General features: G+C 46.1%; 26 protein-coding genes and 1 tRNA gene. 19 read left to right on the top strand and 8 right to left on the bottom strand.

The genetic code is table 11. The features are described 5' to 3' along the window. The first annotated feature begins 115 nt into the window (after window positions 1-115). Together D9A03_RS13795 and D9A03_RS13790 are read left to right on the top strand one after the other, a co-directional pair. Window positions 116-790: an alpha/beta hydrolase gene (locus D9A03_RS13795; protein WP_120497804.1), complete on the top strand. Its 675-nt coding sequence runs from the start codon at window positions 116-118 to the stop codon at window positions 788-790. Window positions 791-1056: 266 nt separating this feature from the next. Next, window positions 1057-1638 (top strand): HNH endonuclease, encoded by a 582-nt coding sequence (locus tag D9A03_RS13790; protein ID WP_120497803.1) that lies wholly within the window; start codon window positions 1057-1059, stop codon window positions 1636-1638. Window positions 1639-1680: 42 nt separating this feature from the next. Here D9A03_RS13790 and D9A03_RS13785 read toward each other — a convergent pair whose 3' ends face one another. The 3 genes from D9A03_RS13785 to D9A03_RS20100 all read right to left on the bottom strand — a co-directional run bounded on the left by D9A03_RS13785 (window position 1681) and on the right by D9A03_RS20100 (window position 3416). After that, window positions 1681-2196, bottom strand: coding sequence for a disulfide bond formation protein B (locus D9A03_RS13785; RefSeq protein ID WP_120497802.1), 516 nt, complete (start codon window positions 2194-2196; stop codon window positions 1681-1683). Window positions 2197-2215: 19 nt separating this feature from the next. Next, window positions 2216-2797 (bottom strand): YqaA family protein, encoded by a 582-nt coding sequence (locus tag D9A03_RS13780; RefSeq protein ID WP_085900987.1) that lies wholly within the window; start codon window positions 2795-2797, stop codon window positions 2216-2218. Between the two features lie 154 nt (window positions 2798-2951). Then, on the bottom strand, window positions 2952-3416 hold the full coding sequence (locus D9A03_RS20100; RefSeq protein ID WP_120497954.1) for a cold-shock protein: 465 nt from the start codon (window positions 3414-3416) through the stop codon (window positions 2952-2954). A 356-nt stretch (window positions 3417-3772) separates the two neighbouring features. On the opposite strand from D9A03_RS20100, the gene D9A03_RS13770 reads away from it, so the two are divergent. Beyond that, window positions 3773-3857: transfer RNA gene (locus tag D9A03_RS13770), tRNA-Leu, on the top strand. A gap of 140 nt (window positions 3858-3997) precedes the next feature. Further along, complete coding sequence (locus tag D9A03_RS13765) at window positions 3998-4456, top strand: hypothetical protein (RefSeq protein WP_120497801.1); 459 nt, start codon at window positions 3998-4000, stop codon at window positions 4454-4456. Here the strand turns inward: D9A03_RS13765 and D9A03_RS13760 are convergent. Further along, entirely contained in the window at window positions 4444-5361 is a 918-nt protein-coding gene (locus tag D9A03_RS13760; RefSeq protein ID WP_162938152.1) for a LysR substrate-binding domain-containing protein, read from the bottom strand. The genes D9A03_RS13765 and D9A03_RS13760 overlap by 13 nt on opposite strands. Before the next feature lie 111 nt (window positions 5362-5472). Between D9A03_RS13760 and D9A03_RS13755 the strand changes: the two genes are divergently transcribed. Both D9A03_RS13755 and D9A03_RS13750 read left to right on the top strand, forming a co-directional pair. Then, a complete protein-coding gene (locus D9A03_RS13755) occupies window positions 5473-5889 on the top strand; it encodes a VOC family protein (protein ID WP_371682963.1) in 417 nt (138 codons plus the stop codon). Beyond that, entirely contained in the window at window positions 5886-6821 is a 936-nt protein-coding gene (locus D9A03_RS13750; RefSeq protein WP_120497799.1) for a glyoxylate/hydroxypyruvate reductase A, read from the top strand. Before D9A03_RS13755 ends, D9A03_RS13750 begins: the two co-directional genes overlap by 4 nt. Before the next feature lie 8 nt (window positions 6822-6829). On the opposite strand, the gene D9A03_RS13745 is transcribed toward D9A03_RS13750, so the two are convergent. Then, entirely contained in the window at window positions 6830-8056 is a 1227-nt protein-coding gene (locus D9A03_RS13745) for an NAD(P)/FAD-dependent oxidoreductase (protein ID WP_120497798.1), read from the bottom strand. A gap of 211 nt (window positions 8057-8267) precedes the next feature. Between D9A03_RS13745 and D9A03_RS13740 the strand changes: the two genes are divergently transcribed. The 3 genes from D9A03_RS13740 to D9A03_RS13730 all read left to right on the top strand — a co-directional run bounded on the left by D9A03_RS13740 (window position 8268) and on the right by D9A03_RS13730 (window position 10997). Next, on the top strand, window positions 8268-8960 hold the full coding sequence (locus tag D9A03_RS13740) for a cyclic nucleotide-binding domain-containing protein (protein ID WP_120497797.1): 693 nt from the start codon (window positions 8268-8270) through the stop codon (window positions 8958-8960). A gap of 90 nt (window positions 8961-9050) precedes the next feature. After that, window positions 9051-9395 carry an arsenate reductase gene (locus D9A03_RS13735; RefSeq protein WP_120497796.1) on the top strand — a complete coding sequence of 115 codons (345 nt, stop codon included), beginning with the start codon at window positions 9051-9053 and terminating at the stop codon, window positions 9393-9395. A gap of 9 nt (window positions 9396-9404) precedes the next feature. Next, window positions 9405-10997, top strand: a complete 1593-nt coding sequence (locus D9A03_RS13730) for an RsmB/NOP family class I SAM-dependent RNA methyltransferase (protein ID WP_120497795.1) — start codon at window positions 9405-9407, stop codon at window positions 10995-10997. A gap of 127 nt (window positions 10998-11124) precedes the next feature. Here D9A03_RS13730 and D9A03_RS13725 read toward each other — a convergent pair whose 3' ends face one another. Next, complete coding sequence (locus tag D9A03_RS13725) at window positions 11125-11559, bottom strand: DUF2846 domain-containing protein (protein ID WP_162938151.1); 435 nt, start codon at window positions 11557-11559, stop codon at window positions 11125-11127. Window positions 11560-11798: 239 nt separating this feature from the next. Here D9A03_RS13725 and D9A03_RS13720 point away from each other — a divergent pair, with 239 nt between their 5' ends. The 10 genes from D9A03_RS13720 to D9A03_RS13675 all read left to right on the top strand — a co-directional run bounded on the left by D9A03_RS13720 (window position 11799) and on the right by D9A03_RS13675 (window position 25055). Further along, window positions 11799-12230, top strand: a complete 432-nt coding sequence (locus D9A03_RS13720) for a MaoC family dehydratase (RefSeq protein WP_120497793.1) — start codon at window positions 11799-11801, stop codon at window positions 12228-12230. 192 nt (window positions 12231-12422) lie between these two features. Then, window positions 12423-13400: a bifunctional riboflavin kinase/FAD synthetase gene (locus tag D9A03_RS13715; RefSeq protein ID WP_120497792.1), complete on the top strand. Its 978-nt coding sequence runs from the start codon at window positions 12423-12425 to the stop codon at window positions 13398-13400. Window positions 13401-13466: 66 nt separating this feature from the next. Continuing rightward, entirely contained in the window at window positions 13467-16310 is a 2844-nt protein-coding gene (ileS, locus tag D9A03_RS13710) for an isoleucine--tRNA ligase (RefSeq protein WP_120497791.1), read from the top strand. Window positions 16311-16325: 15 nt separating this feature from the next. Beyond that, window positions 16326-16817 carry a signal peptidase II gene (gene lspA / locus D9A03_RS13705; RefSeq protein ID WP_120497790.1) on the top strand — a complete coding sequence of 164 codons (492 nt, stop codon included), beginning with the start codon at window positions 16326-16328 and terminating at the stop codon, window positions 16815-16817. A gap of 30 nt (window positions 16818-16847) precedes the next feature. Then, the gene (locus D9A03_RS13700; RefSeq protein ID WP_216825487.1) at window positions 16848-17429 is read left to right on the top strand and encodes a DUF3035 domain-containing protein; all 582 of its coding nucleotides are present in this window, start codon (window positions 16848-16850) and stop codon (window positions 17427-17429) included. A gap of 120 nt (window positions 17430-17549) precedes the next feature. Then, entirely contained in the window at window positions 17550-18983 is a 1434-nt protein-coding gene (locus D9A03_RS13695) for a pitrilysin family protein (RefSeq protein ID WP_254055052.1), read from the top strand. Continuing rightward, window positions 18983-20335 carry a pitrilysin family protein gene (locus tag D9A03_RS13690; protein WP_120497788.1) on the top strand — a complete coding sequence of 451 codons (1353 nt, stop codon included), beginning with the start codon at window positions 18983-18985 and terminating at the stop codon, window positions 20333-20335. The genes D9A03_RS13695 and D9A03_RS13690 overlap by 1 nt, the downstream gene beginning before the upstream one ends. A gap of 114 nt (window positions 20336-20449) precedes the next feature. After that, window positions 20450-21751 (top strand): glucose-6-phosphate isomerase, encoded by a 1302-nt coding sequence (locus D9A03_RS13685; protein WP_120497787.1) that lies wholly within the window; start codon window positions 20450-20452, stop codon window positions 21749-21751. A 99-nt stretch (window positions 21752-21850) separates the two neighbouring features. After that, window positions 21851-23797 carry a DNA mismatch repair endonuclease MutL gene (gene mutL, locus D9A03_RS13680; protein ID WP_120497786.1) on the top strand — a complete coding sequence of 649 codons (1947 nt, stop codon included), beginning with the start codon at window positions 21851-21853 and terminating at the stop codon, window positions 23795-23797. 106 nt (window positions 23798-23903) lie between these two features. Next, window positions 23904-25055: a DUF3095 domain-containing protein gene (locus D9A03_RS13675; protein WP_162938150.1), complete on the top strand. Its 1152-nt coding sequence runs from the start codon at window positions 23904-23906 to the stop codon at window positions 25053-25055. A gap of 1 nt (window position 25056) precedes the next feature. Here the strand turns inward: D9A03_RS13675 and rsmD are convergent, their stop codons facing one another. Next, window positions 25057-25635, bottom strand: a complete 579-nt coding sequence (gene rsmD / locus D9A03_RS13670) for a 16S rRNA (guanine(966)-N(2))-methyltransferase RsmD (protein ID WP_120497784.1) — start codon at window positions 25633-25635, stop codon at window positions 25057-25059. Window positions 25636-25661: 26 nt separating this feature from the next. Then, window positions 25662-26750, bottom strand: a complete 1089-nt coding sequence (locus tag D9A03_RS13665) for a pseudouridine synthase (protein WP_120497783.1) — start codon at window positions 26748-26750, stop codon at window positions 25662-25664. Window positions 26751-26864 lie beyond the last annotated feature (114 nt).

Genomic DNA, 26864 nt, shown 5'->3' with positions numbered 1-26864 from the left:
TTTTACTTCTTCTGATGGCTCCGTTATTGAGAATTTGTTAACCATTTGGCTAAAATTGATGACCTGCGGAAAAAAATCGTGTAAAAGTAGGTAGTTATTCATGGGGGGCATGTAAATGTCAGAGGTAACATTAACTGGACCTCGTCACGAGCCGAGCTCGGGTGGGCCAGCAAAAGAACTAATCATCATGCTGCATGGTCTTGGTGCAGATGGGCAGGATTTAATTGGTCTTGCCCCCTATTTTGCGAATGCCCTGCCGCATGCTGCAATTGTTTCTCCTGATGCTCATCAACCTTGTGACATGGCGCCTATGGGCCGACAATGGTTCAGTTTGATGAGCAGGGATCGGGATCTTATCCTTGACGGAATTCAAAAGGCAGCACCTATTGTGCAGGCCTTTATTGAGCAGGAAATGGCGCATTATAATCTGCCGCCTGAGCGTGTTTTCCTAATGGGGTTTTCTCAAGGTGCCATGATGGCCTATCATCTCGGTTTTCGACAGAAATCCCCCCTTGCTGGCATGATGTGTTTTTCCGGTATGCTGGTTGCCCCGGATTTACTCAAGGACGAGCTATCAAGCAAATGTCCAGTACTTGCGATCCACGGTGATCAGGATGAAGTTGTTCCTCCGGAAGCACTTCCTGCTGCAGTAGAAGCAATGACGGAACATGACATTACCGTGTATCAGGAAATGATTTCCGAACTTGGGCATGGTATTGATGAAAATGGCATTCGTATGGGGGTTGGTTTTGTAACTGAGCTGCTTGGTTATGCCGTTAAAGATGAATAGGCTAAGAGAAATACGCATTTTGCGGTGTTGAGTAAGGGTCCTTTTTCGTGCTGAAAAAGGACCTTTTTTGTATGAACTTTATTGTGGTTTGCTGGATTGAATTATGACAGTTGAATCTGAATTTTGTGTTTCTTTTGTTACTGTGACACAAAATGTTGTATGTTGGGGAAAAGAGCATTACTTTTAAATAGATACTTCAGTATCGTTCAGTTTTGGTGCTTTGGTATTATTCGCCCTGGTGTTTTGAGATCCCACGGAGGAAAAACGTGGTTTCCTTTTCAGCTAATCCGGCGTTGGTCCTAAACGCGGACTTTCGTCCACTCAGTTACTTCCCTCTTTCTCTCTTGTCCTGGCAAGATGCCATCAAAGCTGTGTTCCTTGATCGGGTTCAGATTGTTTCTGAATATGAAAGCGAGGTCCATTCGCCATCTTTCCAGATGCGTATTCCGAGTGTTGTTGCCCTTAGAAGTTATGTAGAAATGGATCGTCGTCCGGCATTTACCCGTTTTAATGTATTTTTACGAGATGCTTTTACCTGCCAGTATTGTGGTGTGCAGGAGGCATCGGAATATCTGACTTTCGATCATGTTATTCCCCGGTGCCAAGGGGGCGGTACATCATGGGAAAATATTATTACCGCCTGTCAGTCCTGTAACCTGTCAAAGGGTGGCCGATCACCGTCAGAAGCGCGGATGATGCTAAAATCCTGGCCTCGTTGTCCGACCGTGCACGAGTTGAATCAAAATGGTCGAGCTTTTCCACCAAACTATCTTCACGAAAGCTGGCACGATTTTCTATATTGGGATGCTGAACTTGAGCGGGATAGCGGCTCTCTATGCCTTGATTGACTGGCGTGTTCGACTTCGGGGGTGAAGCTCAGGACGTGTTCATCAAGCGTGTTTTGAGTCCTTGATTGTCCATAGACACAACAAAGCAAGGGCGAGGGATATGATGATATTGTAGCCTGCCATTGATATGCCAAAGAGTTCCCAAGGCACAACATCACAACGCACAATTGGCTGGTCCATAAGCTGGCTTGTCAGGTCTTCTATAGATGCAGATAAATCAAGAGCATCGCCCTGACACTCACTGGTGCCTTCCCACCACTGCTTTTCTACACCAACGTGAAAGCCAGCAATGCCAGCGCCAGCAAGAAATGACAAACTGCTTGCGCCAAGTGTCAATCGGGCGAAGCTTGGATGCTTCCTTAGAATCCAGGCCAACAGGGCGAAACCTGTCGCGACAACATAGGCCCAGCGTTGATACATACAGAGAACGCAGGGATAAAGGCCACCAATATATTGGAATGCGAGGGCGGCCCCCAGAACGGCTACACTGGATGCAATGGCGATGAGTGCCATTGATCCTGTTTTGATATCTTTAACAATCTCGATAAGTGCAGCCATTTTTGCTGACCTGTAGTTTTTAGAGAAGATACTTCAAGGCAACGAAGCCGCCGATCAGTAGTATGCAGAAGATTGTGGCAAGAATATTGAGGTATTTCTCAATAAATATTCTTATGGGTTGTCCGAAATACCATAAAAGTCCGGCGACAAAAAAGAACCGAAGCCCGCGAGCGCCAAGAGAAGATATACTGAAAACAGTAAAGTTAAGCTCAAAAAATCCTGAAGCAATCGTAATTACCTTGTAGGGGAAAGGTGTTACCCCTGCGATAAATACGATCCAGGCGCCCCAGTCGTTATATCTCGTTCTGAAATCTTCCAGATACTCTGTCTTTCCGTAGAACTCTATGATTGGTTGTCCAATAGATTCAAACAGGAAGGCACCAATTCCATAGCCAAACATCCCCCCCAAAACAGAAGCGATTGTGGCAACGAGGGCTATTTTCCAGGCTTGATCACGTGCCGCCAAGACCATTGGAATAATCAAAATGTCCGGTGGAATTGGAAAAACTGAACTTTCAATAAAGGCGATAAAGCCGAGAGCTAAAAGCGCATGGGGGTGCGCTGCGAGACCCATGGTCCAGTTATAAAGGCTACGAAACACGATGAGCTTCCTTTTGTTAATCAGGAAGCGAAGAAAACAGGACTAAAGCGTGAAGGTCAAGCAGAGATACGAGGTAAGAGGGTTACCCCGTATCTCTAACTCTTAAGGAATGTGGTTCCTAAGTTGCTTTGATGCTGACCAAGATGAGCAGTATTCATTCAAGGAGCTGAACAATTGTTGCTAAGGGGCCTTTGTCGCTATCCTCGGTTTCCATCTTGATACGTTGATTCTGGGCAACGCGGTAAATGCCTGATCGCTCCAGAATTCGTGCAGAAATAAAAATATCCCTGCTGCCATCATCTGGTGAAACAAACCCATAGCCTTTGTCGGCATTGAAAAACTTCACAATACCTTCGATGGTTGGCTCGCCACTTTCACTGCCGGGGGGCGGCGGTGGTTCCGGCATGGATTCGACACTGTGAATGTGTTTGACCTGCAGCCCTTTATCACCGTTAGTCAGGTCACAAATAAGCTCAGCCCCTTCGGGCAAAGATCGGTGTCCTGCTTTTTCTAAAACGGATATATGAAGGAATGCGTCGGGTAATTCTTCCCCGGCCTGGACAAATCCAAAGCCTTTAGTGGCATTAAACCACTTTACGCGTGCCTGTATGTCAGGCATCTCATTTTCTGTTTGATCTACTATTACACTGGTATCCAACATGGCGCACGGTTGCTCCAGACTAACCTAAATGTAGAACTCAAATATTAACCCCTCCCGAGGGTGTAATTTGAGCTTTTGGGGGAATTATGAACGGCCATTTTTTGTGAAACTCTTCCCCCCAAGAAAGAGGCCGTTTAAACTAATAGTAACCTTAATCAATAGTTAAGTTCTAGTCATAGTTTACTGAAATTCATCTGGAAAAGCAAAAACCCCTGATTTCTGTGTTATTTTTGTGCCTAATTTTAGATAAATTATAAAAATGAAATCGAAACTTGCCAAAGGCGCAAGCATCAGTAATATGCGCACCCACAAGTGCCCCCGTGGCGGAATTGGTAGACGCGCGTGACTCAAAATCTCGTATCTTCGGATGTGCCTGTTCGACTCAGGCCGGGGGCACCATTTATTTCCGCAAATCGCCGTTTAGCAGGTTTTTGGATTCGTTTATTCGACAGCGGATACACCCAGCAAAATTATAAATTTAGACCTCTATGGAAATGGGAAAGTATTCCTTTTGTTTCCTAGATGTTGGGAGAGATTAGATGTCCGAAGTTGATAGTGTAAAAGCACATGTTCTGGCTGAACTGGCAAAAGAACAGGGCGAACAGCTAAGGTTTATGGCGAATCTGGATCTGCGCCTTGTCCTTGGGTACCTGACGGCTCAATTTATTCTGGTTGGATGGATTACGAATCAGGCTGAACTGGCTGTTCAATTGGTCAGTGCGATTCTCTTGGTCAACGGGCTTCTGTTTGGTGTTATTGTGATGCTTCTGATTCGGCATGGACGTCGTCGGCATCAGGCATCTCAAATTTCCCGAAATATCGATTCGGCGTTACAGCTTTATGAAACGGGAATCTATTTCCAAGGCCGCATCAAGAATCCGGATCGGCAACGAGAAAAGAATCCGCTCTTACTCTATTGGCATCCGATTTATATTTTTATCTGTGCTGTTGCATTTGGTGGTGTGAGTCTCTTGATCGTTGCTACCTATCTAGTTTGAAGAGAATTAAGTAATTTTTCAAAGTAGGAAATAGCGGTTTCTTTCGCTGTCGAAGTTTTTCGCAATAAAATTGTTTTTCTATAATAGCGTGTATTTGTGATTGTGATTTTGTTTAGCTTCAGATCTTCAGGCCAAGGGCCTCGCCAATCAGGAATAAGAGCGAAGCCAAGGTCTGAGTTTACGAGGACGGTTATGGCTTCTAAAGCATCCAGTTCACAAAAATCATGAACCGACATTTTATGGTCACGTAAAAACTGTGTGACCAGCTTGCCACCCCATGCTCGGTGGTCATAGCGGATAAAGGGTTTTTTCCGTAGCCTATTGATTAACTCAGCAGGAAGTTCTGGAAGTTCGGTACAGGCTTTTTGTTGCGTATGTTCTGGTAAAGATCCTTTTGCACTGATAAGGCAAAGTGGCTCCTGGGTTATGGTCTTGACTTTAAATTCTTTTGGCAGGGAAAATGGCGGCGCGCTGATAATAATTGCGTCCAGATCGTCTGAAAGCAGTTGATTGTAGAGTTGTTTTGATGTGCCGGGGTGTAGCTTGATATCCAGATCGTGTTGATCATTTTGTAAAAGATTTAATGCGCCGGGTATCATGCTTGTCATCGCTGTGGAGATGACACCAAGCTCTAACCGCCCGGATATCCGATCCTGATTTAAGCTGTTTACCAAATCTTGTTCAGCCCTGAGTAACTGTTTTGTGTAGGGCAGAATGCGTTGTCCTGCTTCTGTCAGTTGAACAGTTTTGCCAGATCTTATGGTCAGACAACATCCCATCTGTTCTTCAAGGGCTTTTATTCGCTGACTTATAGCTGTGGGGGTGAGGCCCTGAGATTGAGCTGCCCGGGCGATAGACCCTTCTTGTGATAAGGCGATCAGGCTTCGAAGAAAATTACTATTCAAAACAAACATATCCTGTTGTTTAAAGAAACAATAATACAGTAATTGTTATTTCTTCCTCATGCTAGGTAGTATTTAAACAATAATTTTGGTTCTGGCTCATTAGGGGAGTTCATGATGCGAAGCCTTTTTCATTTAGCGTATAATGTTCGGGATCTGGATGAAGCGCGTTCTTTTTACGGCGGTGTTCTTGGCTGCGAAGAGGGGCGATCATCTGACAGTTGGGTGGATTATGATTTTTTTGGTCATGAAATCTCTTTGCATCTTGGTACGCCTTTTGATGTGCAAGCAACGGGAAGGGTTGGCGAACATCTGGTGCCCATGCCGCATCTTGGAGTGATCCTTGAACACAAGGATTGGGTTTGTATAGCTGAAAAGCTTAAACAGGCTGGGATTGAGTTTTTATTGGAGCCTATGGTGCGTTTTGAAGATGAAGCTGGAGAACAGTGGACAATGTTTTTCTTTGATCCATCTGGTAATCCAATAGAGATTAAGGGCTTTAAGTCTATGGATAAGGTTTTTGCGTCATGAGTATTCTGTTGCTGACATCTGTCTCTTCCAAAGAAGAGGCCATGTGGTCGAGCAAGCTTAGATCTGCCTTGCCAGAAGAAGATATTGTTATTTTGCCTGAGCTAAATAACAAAGCCGAGATTGATATCGCAATTGTTGCCAACCCGCCTCGGGAGGTGTTGCATACACTTTCCAATTTAAAATGGATCCAGAGTTTGTGGGCGGGGGTAGATGCATTACTGGTTGATCCAACCTTGCCCGAGAATGTTCCCCTTGTTCGTTTGATTGATCCGACTTTATCGGCGGCTATGGCTGAAGCAACGGCAACACATGTTTTGGCTTTGCATCGTGATCTGCCACGCTACGCTTTGCAACAACAGCGTCAGGAATGGTGGCAACATGAATTGCTACGATCATCTGACCGTACGATAGGTATTCTTGGACTTGGGGAAATGGGTGTCGCATCTGCACGACAGCTGCGGGCATTGGGGTTTAATGTTCGTGGATGGAGCAGGTCGCAAAAAAATATTGAAGGTGTTGAGTGTTATGCTGGGCAAGACAATCTCAGCGAATTCCTTGTTGGGTTGGACATGTTGGTTAATTTGTTGCCTCTGACACCAGAGACGGTGGGGATACTGTCTGAGAATTTGTTTTCACAGCTTCCCAAAGGCGCTGGCTTGATTAATTTTGGTCGTGGCGGACATCAGGTAGAGAGCGATGTTCTTGCGGCGTTGGATAGTGGGCAACTGTCCCATGCAGTGCTTGATGTCTTTTCTCAAGAACCTCTTCCGGCGAACAACCCTTTGTGGCGGCACCCACATATCACACTTTTACCGCACGTCGCAGCACCAACCAACCCTGGAACCGCTGTTGATATTGTTGCTGGCAATATTGCGAACTATAGAAAAACAGGGCAGATATCAAAGCAGGTTGAACGATCTGTCGGGTATTAATAAACGACCTAGACAGCTTGCCCAGCTGCGTGGCCAGATGCCCATGCCCACTGGAAGTTAAAGCCGCCAAGATGTCCGGTTACATCAACGACCTCGCCGATAAAAAAGAGGCCGGGTCGGGTTTTACTTTCCATGGTATTGGATGAAAGATCTTTTGTATTTACGCCACCAAGCGTAACTTCGGCCTTGGCGTACCCTTCATCCCCTGAGGGACTAATGACCCACTTATGGATAGCCTCAGCCACGGCTCGAAGTTTTTTGCTGCCCATATCTGCTGGCGTTCGGTTTTCACTGAACCTTTCTACCCATTCCTGCGCAAAGCGCTTACTCATAAAGGGGGCTAAGACATTGGTCAGTGTCTTTTTTTTGTTTGCATCTGCGATGAGTACTTCTTCAATGTTCTGGCCGGGTAATAAGTCAATGGAAAGTGACTTTCCTGGTTCGAGATAAGAGGAAATTTGCAAGATAGCCGGACCGCTTAATCCACGGTGAGTGAAAAGCAAATTCTCGCGGAAACTCTGTTTTTTGACTGATGTAATACAATCTTGTGAAACACCACTCAGTGTTTTGCAGAAGGCCTTGTCATCAGCGTGCAGCGTTAGGGGAACAAGGGCTGGACGGGTTGGTGTAACGGGAATATCGAATTGTCGTGCAATTTTGTGACCGAAATCTGTGGCGCCGATCTTTGGTATAGAAAGTCCCCCCGTTGCAATGACCAGCGATTGGCAGGTTAGAGTACCGTTACTGGTTTCCAGCGAAAATTTAGGTGCATTGGGGTTTTCAGGTAGGGGGCGAACACCCTTAACGGATACCGGGTTTTGGATATCAACATTTGCATCTCGGCATTCTGCGAGCAGCATGTCGATAATATCCTGTGCAGAGTTATCACAAAAAAACTGCCCGAGTGTTTTTTCATGGTACTTGATTTCATGTTTAGCCATTAAATCAAGAAAGTCATAGGGCGTATAACGTGCCAGTGCAGACTTGCAGAAGTGTTTGTTCCCAGAGATAAAGTCACTGGCTGTGGTGTGAATATTGGTGAAATTACACCGCCCCCCACCAGAGATGCGGATCTTTTCGCACAGCTTTTTAGCATGGTCTATGACCAGGACACGCCGCCCTCGTTTGCCAGCCTCAATTGCGCACATAAGACCCGCGGCACCTGCGCCGATGATAATGACATCCCATTCTTCTGTTCTTTTTTCTGGCGTTGTGTCTGGGTAGGCGTCTCGCATGGGGTTCTCTTCTGGTCTTGTACTGGTTGATGTGCCGTAATGATTTCGAAAGTTCAAGCGGGGTAATACCCGAATTAAGAAAAAACACCAAGTTGTAACAATGTTTTGAGATCGCTTTGAATAAGGATTCAGGCCTGATCATTCCATATCTAAGATTCATTAAAGGATAAGCCACAGCTTACAGGCGCAATATTTGAATGGAGTTGGCACCATGTCTTTTGTACAGGAAAATCTTTCCAGTCGCCCTGAAATTCTTGTTGCGATAGGTTTCTTGCTCACGTTTGCTGCTTTTGTTGTTAGTGATATTCTTTGGTTGCGAATTCTCACTATTGTGGCCAAGTTTGCGATGGCAATTGCAGCATTATTGCCTGAAGATGGTCCCATGTGGCTTTCATTTTCCGGGAATATGCTTCTTATTGCTGTGAACCTGTTTCACTCAACGCTTTTGATTATGGAAAAACGTCGTTCATGTTTATCCGATGATGAGCAGTTTCTAAAAGACATAGCATTCCCGTCCATGGAACGTGTGTTTGTCAAACGGCTTTTTAGTGCATCCCATTGGACAGAGTATGAGCAAGGGGAAACCCTTCTCTTTGAAGGAGAATGTCCGGACAGATTGTTTCTTTTGTTTAAAGGAAAGGCTTTTGTGTCTGTCAGGCATAGACGGGTTGGTGAAATTGGGGTCGGACAATTTGCTGGCGAAATGTCTTTTTTGACAATGGAAAAAGCTGGCGCAACGGTTACGACACGCGAAAGGACAAAATGTCTGGTTTGGGAGCGATCAGTCCTTGAAAAACTTTATCATAAAGACAAGGATCTTCAGGCTGTTCTAATGGCTGCAATAGGAACAGATTTGGCAACAAAAATTCTCATGCAAAATAGAAGAACTGCGAAATTCGGTTAGGTGCTATGTTTGATGAAATGACAACTTCGCTTGCATTTCGCGACCAGAAGTTTACCTAGGTGTCAGAATTTATTCAAAACGGAAAGACTGATGATCAATATTTATGGAATTAAGAACTGTGATACATGCAGGAAGGCACTCAAAACATTATCTGCAGCAGGTCTTGATCACCAATATAGTGATTTCCGTGTAGATGGTCTGTCTTCCGATAACCTTGACAAGTGGATTGTTGCGGTAGGGTGGGAAAAGCTTCTTAATAAAAGAGGCACGACCTGGCGTAACTTATCAGACGGTATCAAAAACTCAGTGAATGAGGCTGTTGCTCGTGATTTGATGCTGGAAAACCCTACACTCATTAAACGCCCGGTTTTTGATACTCCGCAAGGTGTCATTGTCGGATTTACCAAAACCGAACAAGCCCTTTTGGGCTTTTAGGAGCGTACTGTGTCTGATCAATCTGGTGATAAAAATTCTACTGGTAGTAAGGTACGTTCTGAAAAACAGCAGGCGCGTAAAGAAAGATTCCTTGCGCAAAAGCATGACAAAGACACGGAACATCGACGTAAGAGCGATCATCAAAAGAAGCGACAGCATAATAGAACTCGAGATGATCGCGAGAAAGAGCGAAACCCGTCTGGTGAGAGAAACTTCTATACAAAGCGCTCAGATGTTGAGCCGGTGAAAAGTGGCGCAAGATTGGCACGAGGTGCAGAGCGCGTTGACTTGCCAATGGGACGACTATTGTTTCACGTCTTGGCTGTTTTGGAAGAAGCCACGAATTCTGATAGTCCTATTGATCGGGCACTTGCGGCACATTTTTCGAACATAAAGGGGCGTTTAACCCCACGTGATCACGCTCGTATCCGCGATATGGTATGGGGGGTGGTGCGTCGTTATCGTCGCTTGTTATGGTGGCTGGAAATTAACGGACAAACACCACAAGTACGTAAACTCCTTCTTGCGGATCTTGTTCTTACCCATGGTAAGAATGTTCAGGATATTACGCATTTTTGCAAAGGTGGTGGTGGATACCTCAAGCGTTTGACCGATTCTGAAGCCCGCGCGTTGAGCGCGATGGATGGAAAACGTCTTGCCGATGAAACCATGCCAGAGGCCGTTACTCTTGAATGCCCTGCCTGGGCGGAAAAGGGGTTACGTGAGGTCTTTGGAGATCGTTTTTCTGAAGAACTTGACGCTTTGCGAGAACCAGCTCCACTGGATATCAGGGTTAATCCTTTCAAGGGGAATCGCGACGACCTGATTCCAAGATTGGAAAAGGCAGGGTGTAAGGTCGAAAAACTCGATTGGCTTCCTCATGGTTTGCGAATTACCGACGCTGGACGGAAGGCACATTTACCTTTCTACGAGCGTGGTGAGTTCGAGATACAGGATGCTGGATCACAGGTTCTGGCGGCAATGGTTGCAGTGGAACCGGGGCAACGGGTTATTGATTTCTGTGCCGGAGCAGGTGGTAAAACATTGGCTTTGGCAGCCGAAATGGATAATCGCGGGCAACTTATTGCTGCTGATGTCCATAACAAGCGTTTGGCCCGTGCGGCACAAAGGTTGAAGCGCGCCGGTGTTTTCAATGCGGAGCGGAAAGTCTTGGACAGTGAACGAGATCCCTGGGTTAAAAAGAATAAAGGGAAATTTGATCGCGTTCTTGTCGATGCGCCTTGTAGTGGCACAGGTTCCTGGCGTCGCGCCCCTGATTCGAAATGGCGCAGGGATGAAAAAGATCTGGAGGAACTGGTCGCGTTACAGGAAAGTATTCTGACGTCTGCTGCCCGTCTGGTTAAGCCGGGTGGGCGTCTGGTCTATGCAACTTGTTCTCTCTTGCCTGTTGAAAATGAAGATCAGGTTGCAAAATTGCTTCGTTCCCGCCCTGATTTTAAACTGGTACCTGTAAACGGTATTTGGCAAAAGAAAATGCCGACACCTATGCCCGAGACGATGGGCGACATGCTTCGTTTAAGCCCGGCAGTAAATGATACTGATGGGTTCTTTGCGGCTGTTCTTGAGAGAGAGGTTGGCTAACCTGTCGGCGATCTCTTCTCTATTCGTCATCACGCTTACAAATAGAATGATTTTGTTCAATTGCATTGGGCGATCTGATCCTGCCAAATATCTTTCACCGCGCCAAAAAAGTTAACTCTGGTTTTGATCAAGGGGCTAAAAGCTTTTGCCCCTGAATTTCCTTTAGGGCTTGGTCTTCCGGAATTTCTTTGATTGCATGATGGCTACGGATAACTGACGTTGTGCCATAAGCTTTAAAATAACGTGCCTCACCCGGTTTCAAGAGTATCAATATTGGGTTCTTGATATCAGATGATATTTTGATTTCATAGTTGCCGGGTTCGGCATCACGGTAAAGAACCTGATTTATTTTAGCTATCCCCACGGACTTTCCATTCACCAGGAACTCAGGTTCGATGGCTGCGAGAAAAGGAACTTGGGAGCGGTAAAAATATACACGAGCACTTTCAGGGGAAATTGCAGGTAAAGTACTTGTTATCAGGTTTGCCTGCTTATTCGGGCCACAAGCTGTGAGCATTAGTAGGGTTGAAATTATTGTAAGTGTCCTAATGAATGGTCGCACTGGATAAACCTTTATATAAAAGATGCTTGCATCTTAGCTGATTATTAAAAAACTGCCAAAGGCTGTTCGTCTATTTAATTCATTATGGTGCAGTGCAAAATAATACTTGTTTGCATATGCGAAAAGACGTAATTTTTGTGAAATTATATAAAAAACGATTTTTGAGAAACAATAATACAAATCTCAAGAGCGTTTGAATAATAAACTTAAAAATAGACCTGCGGCGAAGGGAAGAGCTTATGTTCGGGCAACAAGGGTATTACATTGAAGATCTGAGTGAGGGAATGGCAGCTTCGTTTTCCAAGACAGTTACCGAAGCTGATATTGTTTTGTTTGCAGGAGTGTCCGGCGATAACAACCCCGTTCATATTGATGAAGAGGCCGCAAAGAAGAGTGTTTTTGAAGGGCGTATTGCGCACGGAATGCTCACGGCATCTTACCTTTCGACCGTTTTAGGCACACGACTACCGGGACCGGGGTGTATTTATCTCTCCCAATCCCTCAGGTTCAAGGGGCCCGTTCGAATTGGTGATACTGTTACGGCTATTGTGCGGGTGAAAGAAATAATGGTATCCAAAAAACGCGTTATTCTGGAAACGCTTTGCCAGGTCAGAGGAAAAGATGTGCTTGATGGTGAAGCAATCGTTATGGTGTCTTCGCGTGACCAATAGGACCCTGATTGCCAGATCTTTTGATAAAAAAACTATAAGGCTGTTTTCAAGCAGCCTTTGACCTAGTATTCATAGGCCTTTCGGATGCATCTATGGTGCGGTTGCAATGTAAGAAACCCGCCGTGAGTATCTGTCGTCGTCTGCATTAGAGAATATTTCTGGAGCTCAGAGGCTGAAAGCCTAGGTTAATAAATGGCAGTTTTTCATAACTTCACCAATCTACCGGATGATGCGCGGGGAGCCGTTGTTGCCATTGGCAACTTTGATGGCGTTCACTTGGGGCATCAAGCTGTGATTCGTCAGGCAAGGATGATTGCGGAAAAATTGAATCGCCCTTTGGCTGTTTTGACTTTTGAGCCTCATCCTCGATCACTGTTTAAGCCTGATCAACCTTGCTTTCGATTGACGCCAATGATTGCGAAAGCACATGCTTTGAAAAAGGTTGGGGTTGATCACGTATATATTCAGGATTTCACTCTCGATTTTGCCAAGCAGTCAGCCGAATCATTTGTGTTAGAGACTTTGGTACGTGATCTTGGGGCTAGACATTTGGTCATTGGGGGGGATTTCTGTTTTGGCAAAGATCGCCAAGGCAATGCCGCCCTTCTTGAAGCCATGGGGACAGAGCATGGTTTTGGCGTGACTGCTGCGACATTGGTGGAAGATAAAAACGACGTCGTGTTGTCATCATCGCGTATTCGCGAATATCTCAAAGCGGGTAAACCATCAGATGCAGCAAGAATTCTCGGTCGCTACTGGGAAATTGATGGCACTGTAATGCGTGGATTTAAGCGCGGAAGGACCATTGGTTTTCCAACTGCGAATCTATCCATGGAACATTATCTTGTTCCCAGTCTGGGTGTTTATGCCGTGCGTGTTGCCAAAGCCGGTGTTGAAGGTTTCGGATTAACCTATTGGTACAATGGTGTAGCAAACATTGGTGTGCGTCCGACGATTGATGGTGAAGGCGTTAATCTAGAAGTTTTTATCTTTGATTTTGACGAAGATATTTATGATATGGACCTTCGGGTGCAAATCGTGGAATATCTGCGCCCTGAAAAGAAGTTTGATGGCCTGACAGCCTTGACTGAACAGATCAAAAAAGACAGTGATCAAGCACGTAAGCTATTACTGGATTTGCCTGATCACCCAATTGATCCCGTTGTTTAGGCAACAGATGAACAACAAATATAATTGTTAAAACGGCATAATTATTAAATACGGAAGAGTGGCTCCATGAGCACGGACTATAAAGACACTGTTTTTCTCCCCAAGACTGATTTCCCAATGCGCGCTGGCTTGCCCAAAAAAGAGCCAGAAATTTTACAGCGCTGGGCGGATATTGGGCTGTTTGAAAAGCTGCGTGCTCAAAGTAAAGGTCGTGAGAAATTCACGCTTCACGATGGCCCTCCCTATGCCAATGGTCATCTTCATATGGGGCACGCCCTCAATAAAGTTCTCAAGGATGTGATCAACCGTTCTCAACAGATGCTGGGTAAAGACGCACACTATGTACCGGGTTGGGATTGCCACGGCTTGCCAATTGAATGGAAAGTTGAAGAAGGTTATCGCGAACGTGGTCAGGATAAAGACGAAGTTCCCGTGGTTGAATTCCGTAAAGAGTGTCGTGAGTTCGCTGACAAGTGGATCAACATTCAGATCGAAGAATTTAAACGTCTGGGTATCGAAGCCGATTGGGAAAAACCTTATAAAACCATGAACTACCAATCAGAATCCCTGATTGTGAAGGAAATGGGTAAGTTCTTGATGAACAAGGGCCTTTACATGGGGACGAAGGCAGTTCTGTGGTCGGTTGTTGAGAAGACTGCTCTGGCCGACGCCGAGGTTGAGTATCACGAACTGAAATCGCCAACGATCTGGGTGCGTTTCCCTATTGCCAGCAGTAATGACACATTACTTGAAGGCGCATCGATCATCATCTGGACGACGACACCATGGACAATCCCGGCAAACAGGGCTGTCGCTTGTGGCGCAGAGTTTGAGTATGTCGTTTATGAAGTTACTGAGCTTGGCGAAAACAGTATTGCCAAAATTGGTGAACGCCTTGTATTGAACAGAGAGCTGGCCGAGCAGGTTAAGCTTGATGCCAAGATCGAGGCCTGGACCGAAGTTGGTACGGTTTCTGATCTTTCGAATGTCAAGATCAAGCATCCTCTTAATGGACTTGAAGGTGCTGATGGCGGCTATGATTATGAAGTGCCTTTGTTAAACGCAGACTTTGTTACAAATGATGCTGGTACAGGGTTTGTGCATATCGCACCAAGTCATGGTGCGGATGATAACGAACTCGGTCGTCAACGCGGGCTGGAAGTTCCGATGATGATTGACGAGGCTGGCGTTTATTATGATCACGTTCCGTTTTTTGCTGGTGCCTGTGTCTATACACAAGAAGGTAAAGCAGGTGATGCCAATGGTCGTGTGATCAAAGCCCTGATTGAATCAGGTTCTTTGTTGGCTAAGGGATCAATGCGTCATAGCTATCCGCATTCCTGGCGCTCCAAAGCGCCATTGGTCTTTCGTGCGACGCCTCAGTGGTTTATTTCAATGGAAACCAATGAATTGAGGGATAAGGCGCTTAAAGCGATTGATGATACTCGTTTCATTCCTGAAAAAGGATCAACCCGTCTTTACAAGATGATTGAAGGGCGTCCGGACTGGTGTGTATCTCGCCAAAGAGTGTGGGGAGTTCCACTGCCAATCTTTATGGAAAAGAAGACGGGTGAACCTCTGCGTGATCAAAAAGTTATTGATCGTATCGTCGATGCTTTTGAACAAGAGGGTGGTGATGCCTGGTTTAACAGTCCTCCGGCTCGTTTCCTTGGCAACGAATACAACCCGGATGATTACGAACAAATTCAGGATGTCATCGAAGTTTGGTTTGATTCTGGGTCAACTCACAGCTTTGTGCTTGAAGCTCGCCCGGAATTGAAGTGGCCGGCGGACCTGTATCTTGAAGGGTCGGATCAGCATCGTGGCTGGTTCCATACTTCTTTATTGGAATCTGCTGGTACGCGTGGTCGTGCCCCATATGATGCTGTCTTAACCCATGGCTTTGTTCTGGATAACAAAGGCCGCAAGATGTCCAAATCTTTGGGCAACATTACGGCGCCTGCGGAAATCAATGCCAAATACGGTGCAGATATCCTGCGTCTTTGGGTGGTTGCATCTGATTACTCACAAGATTTGCGCGTTGGTGATGAAATTCTGAAGTATCAGGCGGATTCCTATCGTCGTCTGAGAAACACGCTGCGTTTCCTGCTGGGAAGTCTTGATGGCTTTAACGATGCCGAGCGCTTGCCTGCGGAGCAGATGCCTGAACTGGAAAAATGGGTTCTGCATCGTCTGACCGAGTTGGACACGATTGTTCGAAAGTCATGTGCTGATTATGACTATCATGCGATGTTCCAGGCGCTGCATAATTTCTGTGCGCTTGATCTCTCGGCTTTCTACCTCGATATTCGCAAGGACACACTCTATTGCGACGGCGTGGATACACTGGAACGCCGTGCATGCCGTACCGTTATCGATACGCTTTTCGATGCTTTGACCGCATGGCTGGCACCAATTTTATGCTTTACAACAGAAGAAGCATGGTTGGCACGTGGCAAAACAGATGAAGCTGAATCTGTGCATTTACGTACTTTCCCTGAAATTCCCGTGGATTGGAAAAACGATGCTTTGGCAGAACGCTGGGACAATGTGCGCGAAGTTCGCCGTGTTGTGACCGGGGCAATTGAAGTGTTGCGAGCCGAGAAAAAAATCGGTTCCAGTCTTCAGGCGCGTCCAGCGGTCTATATCAACCGCCCAGAACTACTTTCAGCTATCGGTGATCTTGATATGGCTGATATCTGTATTACGTCACAGATTGAATTGGTCGAAGCTGATGCTCCACAGGAAGCTTATCGCTTAAACGAAGTGGATGGCGTAGGTGTTGTTGTCGATAGTGCCGAAGGTGACAAGTGTGAGCGTTGCTGGAAAGTACTTCCTGATGTGGGAAGTCACCCCAATGCTGAAGGTACTTGTAGTCGTTGTGCGAGCGTTCTGGCTGCGTCTTTATAAAGCATAGGTGATTTGATGATTCTCCGGGCTCTGATACTTGCTCTGTTGATTGCTGGAATTGATCAGGCTAGCAAGTGGTATGTATTGCTTGAAGTCATGAACCCGCCCAAAGTCATTGAAGTCACAAGCTTCTTTGACCTTGTTTTGGCGTATAATACCGGGGTGAGTTTTGGGTTGTTTGGTAGTGATTCCGAATGGAGGCCCTTTCTTTTAGCCGGGGTTGCCATAGCTATAGTGATTGCACTGTTTGTCTGGCTTTATAAAGAGCCAGGCAAGATGATTGCCTTGTCAGTCGGGTTGATTAGCGGCGGCGCAATAGGGAATGTTATTGATCGGTTTGTTCATATTGGTGTAGTTGATTTTCTGAGTTTCAGTATATCATTCCTGCCTTGGCGGATATTTAATCCCTGGCCTGCATTTAATCTTGCGGACAGCTTTATTTTTATCGGGGTCATGGTTTTACTCTATGATGGCTTGTTCTTGACGCCATCTAAGGGTAATAAGTAGAAACCTTGAAAAAGGATGCGGATCGAAAGCATGAAAAATATCAAGTTTTTTGGGTTGGTTGTTCTCTCCCTGATTATCACTGGCTGTAGTGATGGATTGAAAGAACAGATTGGACTAGGAAAGCGTGCGCCCGATGAGTTTAGGGTCGTGTCTCGTGCACCTCTTAGTCTTCCGCCTGATTATAATTTGGCTCCGCCTCGTCCGGGTGCACTTCGTCCCCAAGAAGGCTCTGCCCAGGGACAAGCCAAACGTGCTGTCTTTAATCTTGACGGTACTGCGGGGCCTCAGAAAAACTCTGCACTGGAACAAGCTGGTCGTAGTGATGGTGAAATGGCATTGCTGGAATCTGCGGGTGCAGATGAGGCACCTGATGATATTCGCTTACTTATTGATCGTGAGACACGTCAGCTTAATTCTGAAAGTGATCGGGTCGTTGATACACTGATTTTTTGGAAAGATCAGCCAAAACCTAACAGTGTGGTTGACCCGGTAAAAGAAGCTAAACGTATTCAGGAAAACGCGGCTCTTGGTACACGTGGTAAAGGTGAAACCGAGAGTATTGTGATTGAACGAGAAGCACCGCTTGAAGGGGTATTTGATAATATTTTCTGATACTGTGTGAATTCTATTGACCGGAAAAGCTCCGATTTGGTCGGAGCTTTTTTTGTTTCATGGGATAGGGGTTAAAAACTGGCTTCATTGCCCTAGTTTTGCCAGATTATTGGGACATGAATGCTACTGCTTGATTGTGGTTTTCCGTCACCTGCGGTTATGTTCAATGCAATTTTTAAAAACATTCTGATTGTCCTGAAAATGCTTTCCATATTTAAACGTGTCGTCTGTTGTAAGGTTATTGTTTGGTGCTTTTTGCTGCTTCTATCGCCCGTTCAGGGTGCTGTCTTTAATCCAGAGATGTTTAAGCTGGATAACGGGCTTGAGGTCGTCGTTGTTCCCAATCGCAGAGCGCCAATCGTCACACAGATGCTTTGGTATAAAGTCGGAGCTGCGGACGAAGACGTTGGTGAATCAGGTAATGCGCACTTTCTTGAGCATCTTATGTTCAAGGGCACCAAACGTTTCAAATCGGGCGAATTTTCTGCATTGGTTGCTAAGAATGGAGGGCAGGAGAACGCTTTTACGTCATGGGATTATACTGCCTATCATCAAACTGTAGCTAAAGATCGTCTTGAAATGGTGATGGAACTGGAAGCTGATAGAATGACAGGGTTGATTCTTGATGATGAGAAAGTTCTGCCTGAACGAGAAGTGGTTCGTGAAGAAAGACGGAGCCGTGTCGGTAATAGCCCCGGAGCACAACTTGGGGAAGTTATGCGGGCTAGTTTGTTTCTTAATCATCCCTACCGTATTCCCATTATCGGATGGGATCATGAAATTGAAGCTTTGAATACGAAAACGGCGCTTTCGTTCTACAGAAAGTGGTATGCGCCCAATAATGCGGTTCTTATTATTTCAGGCGATGTTACTACAGAGGAAGTTAAGCTTCTGGCGGAGAAACATTACGGCGTTATTCCCAAACGGGATGTTCCTGCACGAACCAGAATTTCTGAACCGCCTCAGAATGCTGCCCGACGGGTTATTAAAGAAAGTCATCTGGTTACAAATCCATCCGTTACGATCAGATATCTCGCCCCGAGTTATCGAACGGCTGGGAATAGCGATCCTTATGCTCTTCAGGTGTTGGATGAAATTATTGGTTCTGGAGCTACAAGCAAGCTATATAAAAAATTGGTTATTGAAGAAAAGTTGGCGGCATCTGTTGGAACATCCTATAGCCCTAATGCCTATGATTTGAGTACCTTCACGCTTTATATTTCTCCACGTCCCGGTGTTGAAATTGATGTTGCAGAGAAGCGGTTGCACGAAGAGCTCGTTGAACTAATTGCACAAGGCGTAACCGAGGATGAGGTTAGTAAGGCTAAAACTCGCATGGTTGACGCGGCTGTTTTTGCTCGAGATTCACTTTCGGCGGCCCCGAATGTTATTGGACGTACTTTGACAACAGGCGGAACTGTTGCAGATATTGAAGCCTGGCCTGAACGTATTTCTGCGGTTACCTCTGAACAGATCAATAGCTTATTAAAAAAGATCTTTATCAGGAACCAATCTGTAACGGGTGTTCTGTTACCAGCAGAGGAGGTCAAATAATGAAACCCCCTGTAAAATTTGGAATTACTTCTGTTCTATCAATCTTGCTGATCTTTCATAACCTTTCTTCAGCCTTTGCGGTTGATATCACTGAGGTAACCAGCCCGGGCGGTATAAAGGCTTGGCTTATCGAAGATCACAGTAATCCGATTATCTCTATGAAGTTCGCTTTTACCGGAGGATCATCCGTTGATCCCGATGGTAAAGAAGGTCTAGCCAACCTTGTTGCGGCAACAATCGATGAGGGCGCTGGCGATCTTGATTCGCAAGCTTTTCAAGCCAAACTGAATGATTCGTCGATTTCACTAGGCTTTGATGCCGGGCGTGAGTTCTTTAGTGGTGAGCTCGTCACTCTGAAAAAACACATGGCCGAAGCATTTGGGTTGCTGAATCTGTCGTTGACAGCACCAAGGTTCGATAGTGAGCCTGTTGAGCGTATTCGAACACAAATTTCACTCGTTCTAAAGCAACGGCAGGATGATCCGGGGTACAAAGCCCAGAGTACTTTACGTGATCTCTATTATCCCAGTCATGTTTATGGTCGACCAAATGATGGTACGCTTGATAGTCTCCAGAACATAGCTGTTTCGGATATGAAAAAGTATCTGAGAGAAAACATTGCCCGCGACAATATTACCGTGGCTGTCGTTGGCGATATTGATGCCGTTGAACTAGGCCAACTTTTGGATCAGGCTTTTGAAGGGATTGCCCTGAGAGCGAAACCATTTTGGATTCCCGGTGCGAGGCCCGCAATTACAGGCGGAACCGTCATTCTGGACGAAGATATTCCTCAGAGCGAAGTCCTAATGACACAAGTAGGCATTTCTCGTGATGATCCTGATTATTACGCTGCTTTCATTGTGAATCATATTCTTGGGGGCGGTAGTTTTTCTTCCCGTTTATATCAGGAAGTTCGAGAAAAAAGAGGATTGGCCTACTCGGTAGGGAGCTATCTTTCCCTCTTGGATCAAGCCCCATTGCTTATGGCGTCTGTTGCAACGCAAAATGAACGGGTGGCGGAAACAATCCGAATTATGAAAGAACAATGGTCTTTAATGGCTGAAGAAGGACCAAGTGAGCAAGAACTGAGTGATGCCAAGACCTATTTAACAGGTTCTTTTCCTCTTAGCTTTACCAGTACCGGGCGGGTTGCAAATATCCTTCTGGCTATGCAGTTAAATGATCTTGGAATTGATTATCTTGATCAGAGGAACAAGTATCTGGAGGTGGTATCTTTGGCTGATGCAAAACGGGTAGCGAAAAAGCTTTTTGATGCAGATGCATTGACTGTGGTTATTGCCGGGCGTCCTGTTGGAATAGAGGAAGAGGCACCGTTACCGGTTACTCCATAAAGATTCTTTTTATGGCAAAAGCCCTAATAGTAGTTTTTTGTCGGATGAAGGCTTTCGATGTTAACAACAAATCGGTAATACTAATCTCTTATTTTTTGATAGATAAAAGAAACAATGTCTTATACGCACGATGCAGAATTTTGCCTTGCCAGAACACTAGGTGAAGGCGGTTTGGAACAGAAAATTTTTGAAGAGCAACTTCAGGGATGCAAAGCCAGTCTTGCTCGCCTTAAAGACGACAAAGACAATGGACGTTTACCGTTTTTGACAATTCCGGGTGAACGAGATGATCTTGTCACCTGTCAAACGGTTGTTTCTTCCTATCGTGATAATTGTGATGATGTTATTGTCTTGGGGACAGGTGGCTCTTCCCTTGGTGGACGGACACTTTATGGTCTCGCGACCAGTGCTTTTGGACCGATTAACGGAGGTCCCCATCTTCATTTTATTGATAATATAGATCCGCACAGTTTTGATGTTCTCTTAAAGCATCTTGATATTTCCCGTACTGGATTGATTGTTGTTTCCAAGTCCGGGTCAACCGCAGAAACAGTTTCCCAATTCATGGCTTTGTTGCCGATATTCCAGAAGGAGTATGGACCTGACAAGTTATCTGAACGGGTTACTGTTATCACGGAACCTCGCCCGAACCCGTTAAGAAAACTTGCCCGAGATTTGGGGCTAGAATGCCTTGACCAAAATCCATTGATAGGTGGACGGTTTTGCATTCTCACTCTGGTCGGGTTGCTTCCAGCGATGATTGCTGGCTTGGATGCTGCTGCTTTGAGAGACGGCGCTCGGAAAGTCGTTGATCAGGCTTTCTCTGGTGCTGAAATGGAAGACATTCCGGCGGCTGTGGGTGCTTCCATTGCCACTGGTTTACAGCGCCAGCGTGGTATTCGCCAAACTGTTATCATGCCTTATGAGGACAGACTCGCAGATCTTGGGCTCTGGTATAATCAGTTATGGGCAGAAAGTTTGGGTAAAGAGGGGAAGGGAACGACCCCTATTCGGGCGCTTGGAACCGTCGACCAGCATAGCCAACTGCAACTGTATCTGGATGGTCCTCAGGACAAGATGTTCACTATGATCTATCATGATGCCAAGGGGACAGGGCTGCCTGTTGATTCTGTTTTGCCAAAGGGCGAAGATTCACTGAGTTACCTCCGGGGCCGGACACTCGGGGATCTGCTCACGGTATCTGCCGAAGCAACCACGCAAACTTTGTCAAAAAATGGGCGTCCAGTCCGGAAATTTCTACTGAATAAAATCGATGAAGAAACTTTGGGTGCCTTGACCATGCACTTTATGTTGGAAACTGTCATAACAGCTGATCTTCTGGGGGTTAACCCCTATGATCAACCTGCTGTCGAACAGGGAAAAGTTCTCGCCCGCCGCATGCTGAAAGATCTCTGATTATTTGTTCCTTGGATGAGTGATTTTTGTGGTTGCTTGTTGTCTTACAGGCTTCAATAGCTCACTATTGTCTGACATTTTTTGATCAGGAATTTTTCAGTGCTTATTCGTCGTCTACCCAACACCCTTGTTAATCAGATCGCTGCTGGTGAAGTTATCGAACGCCCCGCTGCGGCGATTAAAGAGTTGGTTGAGAATGCGTTGGATGCAGGATCTCGTAATATTGACGTCGTGATGCGTGATGGTGGACGCAGCTATATCTCGGTTACAGATGATGGTTGTGGCATGAGCTGTGAAGGACTTGGCATTTGTATTGAACGCCATGCTACGTCAAAACTTCCCAGTGATGATCTGGTTCACATCAAAACACTTGGGTTTCGGGGAGAGGCTTTACCTTCTATTGGTGCTGTGGCTCGCCTTCAGATCACAAGTCGCGAAGCGGATGCCGAAGATGCCTGGGTAATTAAGGTCGAAGGTGGTGTCGTTACTGATCCTCAACCCGCAGCATGTAATGCTGGAACGCGGGTTGAAATCAGGGACTTGTTTTTTGCAACTCCTGCACGGCTGAAGTTTCTAAAAGCTGCCCGAACGGAAGTCAGTCATGCCGAAGATGTTTTAAAGCGTCTGGCCATGGCCAATCCGGAAGTAGGTTTTTCCCTCTCCGATGAGAAAAGAACGATTCTTAGATTGCGAGCCAGTAGCGGTGATTTATTCGAAGTCAGATTAAAGCGTCTTTCTTCTGTCATGGCGCGTGAATTCGAAGAAAACGCACTGCCTATTGAAGCTGAGCGTGAGTATTTGAAACTGTCTGGTTATATCGGATTGCCAACACTCAATCGCGGAAATGCACAGCACCAGTATCTTTTTGTCAATGGTCGCCCGGTGAAGGATCGGTTATTGCAAGGTGCGGTGAGAGGTGCCTATCAGGATTTTTTGGCACGAGATCGGCATCCTCTTCTTGCTTTGTTTTTGGAACTGCCGCCTGAAATGGTTGATGTGAACGTACATCCGGCCAAGACAGAAGTTCGTTTCCGAGATGCTGCTTTGGTGCGTGGTTTGATTGTCGGTGCCTGTAAACATGCGCTTGCAGAAGCAGGACACCGAGCTTCAACATCGGTTGGAAATGCTGCTTTGGGAATGCTGGAAGCTGCGCGGGCAAGAGGGGAGCAAAGCGGAGGATATACGTCTTCACGACCTAGCACTGACTACACGTGGCAACCCAGGCCTTCAGTTAATTATCCTTCCGGACGCTTGTCTGATGCTGTTATGGATTACCATGCGCCTTTATCAGAAGGACAAATGGGACACGTACAATCTGCCTTACCCGGCGCAGAAGATTTTATTCCGCAAGCCAGGCAAGAACATTTTCCATCTGGGCTTTCAGAAAATCCGATGGAATGGGACGGGGAGACTGCGGGATCTCAAAGTTATAATACGGATGTTGATAACTTTGATCATGCGTCCCACCCTCTGGGGGCTGCGCGGGCGCAATTCCACGAAAATTATATCATAACGCAGACTGCAGACGGAATTGTCGTTGTTGATCAGCATGCGGCCCATGAAAGGCTGGTTCTTGAAAAGATGAAGGCACAGATGGCTGAGCAGGGGGTTAGAACCCAGATGCTGCTTTTGCCAGAGGTTGTCGAACTGGATGAAGATGCTGCTCACAGATTGGTCAAGCGTGCTGATGAGTTATCAGAGTTGGGACTAGTGCTGGAAGGGTTTGGGGCTGGCGCGGTTGTTGTTCGCGAAGTCCCTGCAATCCTTGGAGAGCGTGCGAACGCAGCGGCTTTGGTGACGGACCTAGCTGATGAGCTTGCAGAGCTCGGGGAGACGCTGGCCCTGAAAGAACAGATTGAGCGGGTTCTGGGGACGATGGCATGTCATGGATCTGTTCGGTCCGGGCGACGCCTCAACGGGGAAGAGATGAATGCCTTGTTGCGACAAATGGAAGTGACGCCGCATTCCGGTCAATGCAACCACGGACGCCCGACTTATATTGAATTGAAGCTTGCTGATATAGAAAAGCTCTTTTCCAGAAGATAATCGTTCCTATCTATAAACATGATCTTGTCGGGATGAACCATTTGCGTGTTCATTGCCGGGTAATACCAAAAGGCTTTTCAGGAACACATCACACCGGGAGAACTTCGTGAGTTTTGATTTTTTAAGCCTGAAACCAGCAACACGATTCTTCCATGCTTTTAATGATGATTATTATCAAGAAGTTCCTGATGATTGGTGGGTGATTGTCACGGATGTTGTCAGCTCTACCAAAGCTATAGAAGCTGGGCGCTATAAAGATATTAACATGCTGGGGGCCGCGTGTATTACAGCGGTCTTTAATACGGTTGGTGGCGCAACAATTCCCTTTGTTTTTGGTGGAGATGGCGCATCTCTGCTCTGTTCATCAGATGCTCTCGATGCCTTGATTGACGAATTGCTTGCTGTAAAAAGCTTTGGTCAGGATTTTTACGATTTAGAGCTAAGGGTCGGATGTGTGCCTGTTTCACACATCAAAGAGTGTGGTAAAAACATTCAAGTTGCTCGGTTAGAGTTATCACCCGGCAATAGCCTCGCATTATTCAATGGTGGCGGATTGGCCTTGGCCGATTCTATTATAAAAGCTGATGAAACCGGAGAGTTTTGCAAGCTGCATACTGTAACACGGTTACCTAATCTGGAAGGGCTTTCCTGTCACTGGCAGCCTTTGAAGTCTGTTAATGGACAGATCATTACACTGTTAGTGCATGCGGTTCATGATCACGAATATCCACGTATTGTTGATAATATAGAACAAATTCTGAACAAGGGAAATTCAGATATAAATCCTGTGAAAATTCAGCATATGAAACTCAGAGGGCTTTTTGAGAACTTTTTTTTGGAAAAGTTTGCTGCCAGCAAGGGGAGAGGAACCCACATATGGCCTACCTTGAAGTCTCTCTTTGAAAAGATTTATTTGCGGGTTGCTAATTTTATAAATTTAAAGTCAGGCCCCTATCAACCGGAAACCTATCTCACAGAGTTACGCAATAATTCTGATTTCAGGAAATTTGATGATATGGTGCGGATGGTTTTGGATTGTGATTTACAGGTCATCAAAGAACTTCATACCTATCTGGAACGAGAACAGGCCAACGGCAAAATTGCCTATGGCACACACGTTTCTAACGAAGCATTGATGACTTGCCTGTTGCTTGATTTACACCATTCACAACATATCCACTTCATCGATGGTGCCGACGGCGGTTACGCAATGGCTGCAAAAAGTTTAAAAGCCCAGACGGCTCATTGGGCTAGTTAAATCAAGCCCTCAAGAAAAAGAAAATTCTGGCTTTGCCGTATTTTCGATTATCGACTTCTTCGAAACCAGCGGGAGCTGTGATGCTTTCTTTTGAATCACACTCAGTCACGATCAGGGCGGTTTTGGCAATCCAGCCTGCTTTGTCCAGTGCGGTGATTGCTGGGTTGGTCAGATCCTGATTATAGGGGGCATCCATAAGAACAAGAGAACAGACTTTACGCGCTTTTGGCGGTGTTAAAGCGTCGCCTTGAATAACCTGGGTCGTCTGTTGTTCTTTCAGGTTTTTGATATTGTCCCGGAGGGCTGTGAGACTATCCGTGGCTTTTTCTATAAAGGTGACCTTTTGCGCACCGCGTGAAAGGGCTTCAAGACCCAAAGCGCCTGTCCCGGCAAAGACATCCAGAACGTGTTGGCCAATGAGTAGTGACTTTGTCCCCTGTGGCAACAAGCCTTTACTGACATCGCCCTGTAAAAGAATGTTAAAGAGCGATTCGCGTGTTCTATCAAGCGTTGGTCGCGCGGTTTTCCCTGTTGGACAGGTTAAAGATCGTCCTCTGTGTTTACCCCCGACAATCCTCATATTAACACCATTTGCCAAATACCATTTTAAAGGCGCTTGCCACGTGAGTTTGATGTGGGTTTTCCGCGAGCAGGACCCGTTTTCTTATTTGTAGGTTTGCCTGATGGTTTTCCGCCAGTCCTGCCTTGCGGCTTTTTGCCTGATCGGTTTTGCTTGCCGTTCGGGTCTTTTTGTTTATCCGGGTCCTTTGGTTTGCTATTTTTGTTCTCAAGACCGAATTGATCCCGGATAAGCTTCGCAGGAAGCTCGACAATATCGCCGGGTTCAATCTCTCCGAGCTGGAAAGGACCGTAGGAAATTCGGATTAACCTGTTTACAATCAAGCCAAGGTGCTCACAGACGCGACGGATTTCGCGGTTTTTACCTTCTTTCAAAGACATTAACATCCAGGCGTTAGTTTTGGCCTGATGTGAAATACTGGCTTCGATCGGGGCGTAGTGAACACCATCAATTGTAATGCCCTCGGCAAGGGTTTTGATATGCCTCTCGTCGACTTGGCCATGTACCCTGACACGATAGCGACGGGTCCACCCTGTGGCCGGTAGCTCCATTTTACGCTTCAAGCCACCGTCATTGGTGAAGAGAAGAAGGCCTTCAGAGTTATAATCCAACCGTCCAACGGGTTGAAGACGGGGGAGATCTTTTGGCAAATTATCAAAAACGGTGGCTCGACCTTCGGGGTCCCGCGCTGCCGTAATTTGTCCTTTAGGTTTGTGATACTTCCACAGGCGCGGACGCTCAGGCTGGGGAAGAAGCTCTCCGTTAACCTCAATGATGTTGTCTGGTCCGACAACAATTGCTGGTGTTTCCAGTACTTTACCGTCCAGCTTGACACGACCTTCCGCAATCCAGCGTTCTGCATCACGTCTGGAGCAAAGTCCTGCGCGTGCGATAACCTTGGCAATACGCTCTTTCTTATCAGAAAGCTCGATTGTTTCCACAGCTGGTTTGCTTTCGTGCTGTGTATTTTTGCCAGAAGGTTTCCCCTTGTAAGGGCGATTGACGCTTTTTCCCTTAAAGGCTTTGTCTTCTGCCCTTGGGCCTTTTGTGTTCTGGTTTTTGGAACTCGGGCCGGGTTTCTGGCGATTAGGTCGTGTTGATTTTGAGTTTGTCATGGCCGGAATGTATGCTCGACTTTGGCTTCTGTCCACTGTGAATAAAACAAACGTCCTATGCAATTGTGATCTTTGAGGTGATCCGTTGTTCTTCTGCTTGACCAATTCATGATT

This window comes from Kiloniella sp. EL199 (assembly GCF_900313065.1).
GTDB lineage: Bacteria > Pseudomonadota > Alphaproteobacteria > Kiloniellales > Kiloniellaceae > Kiloniella.
Note: the sequence above shows the minus strand (reverse complement) of the source record. Positions and strands in the feature narration are given on the sequence as shown.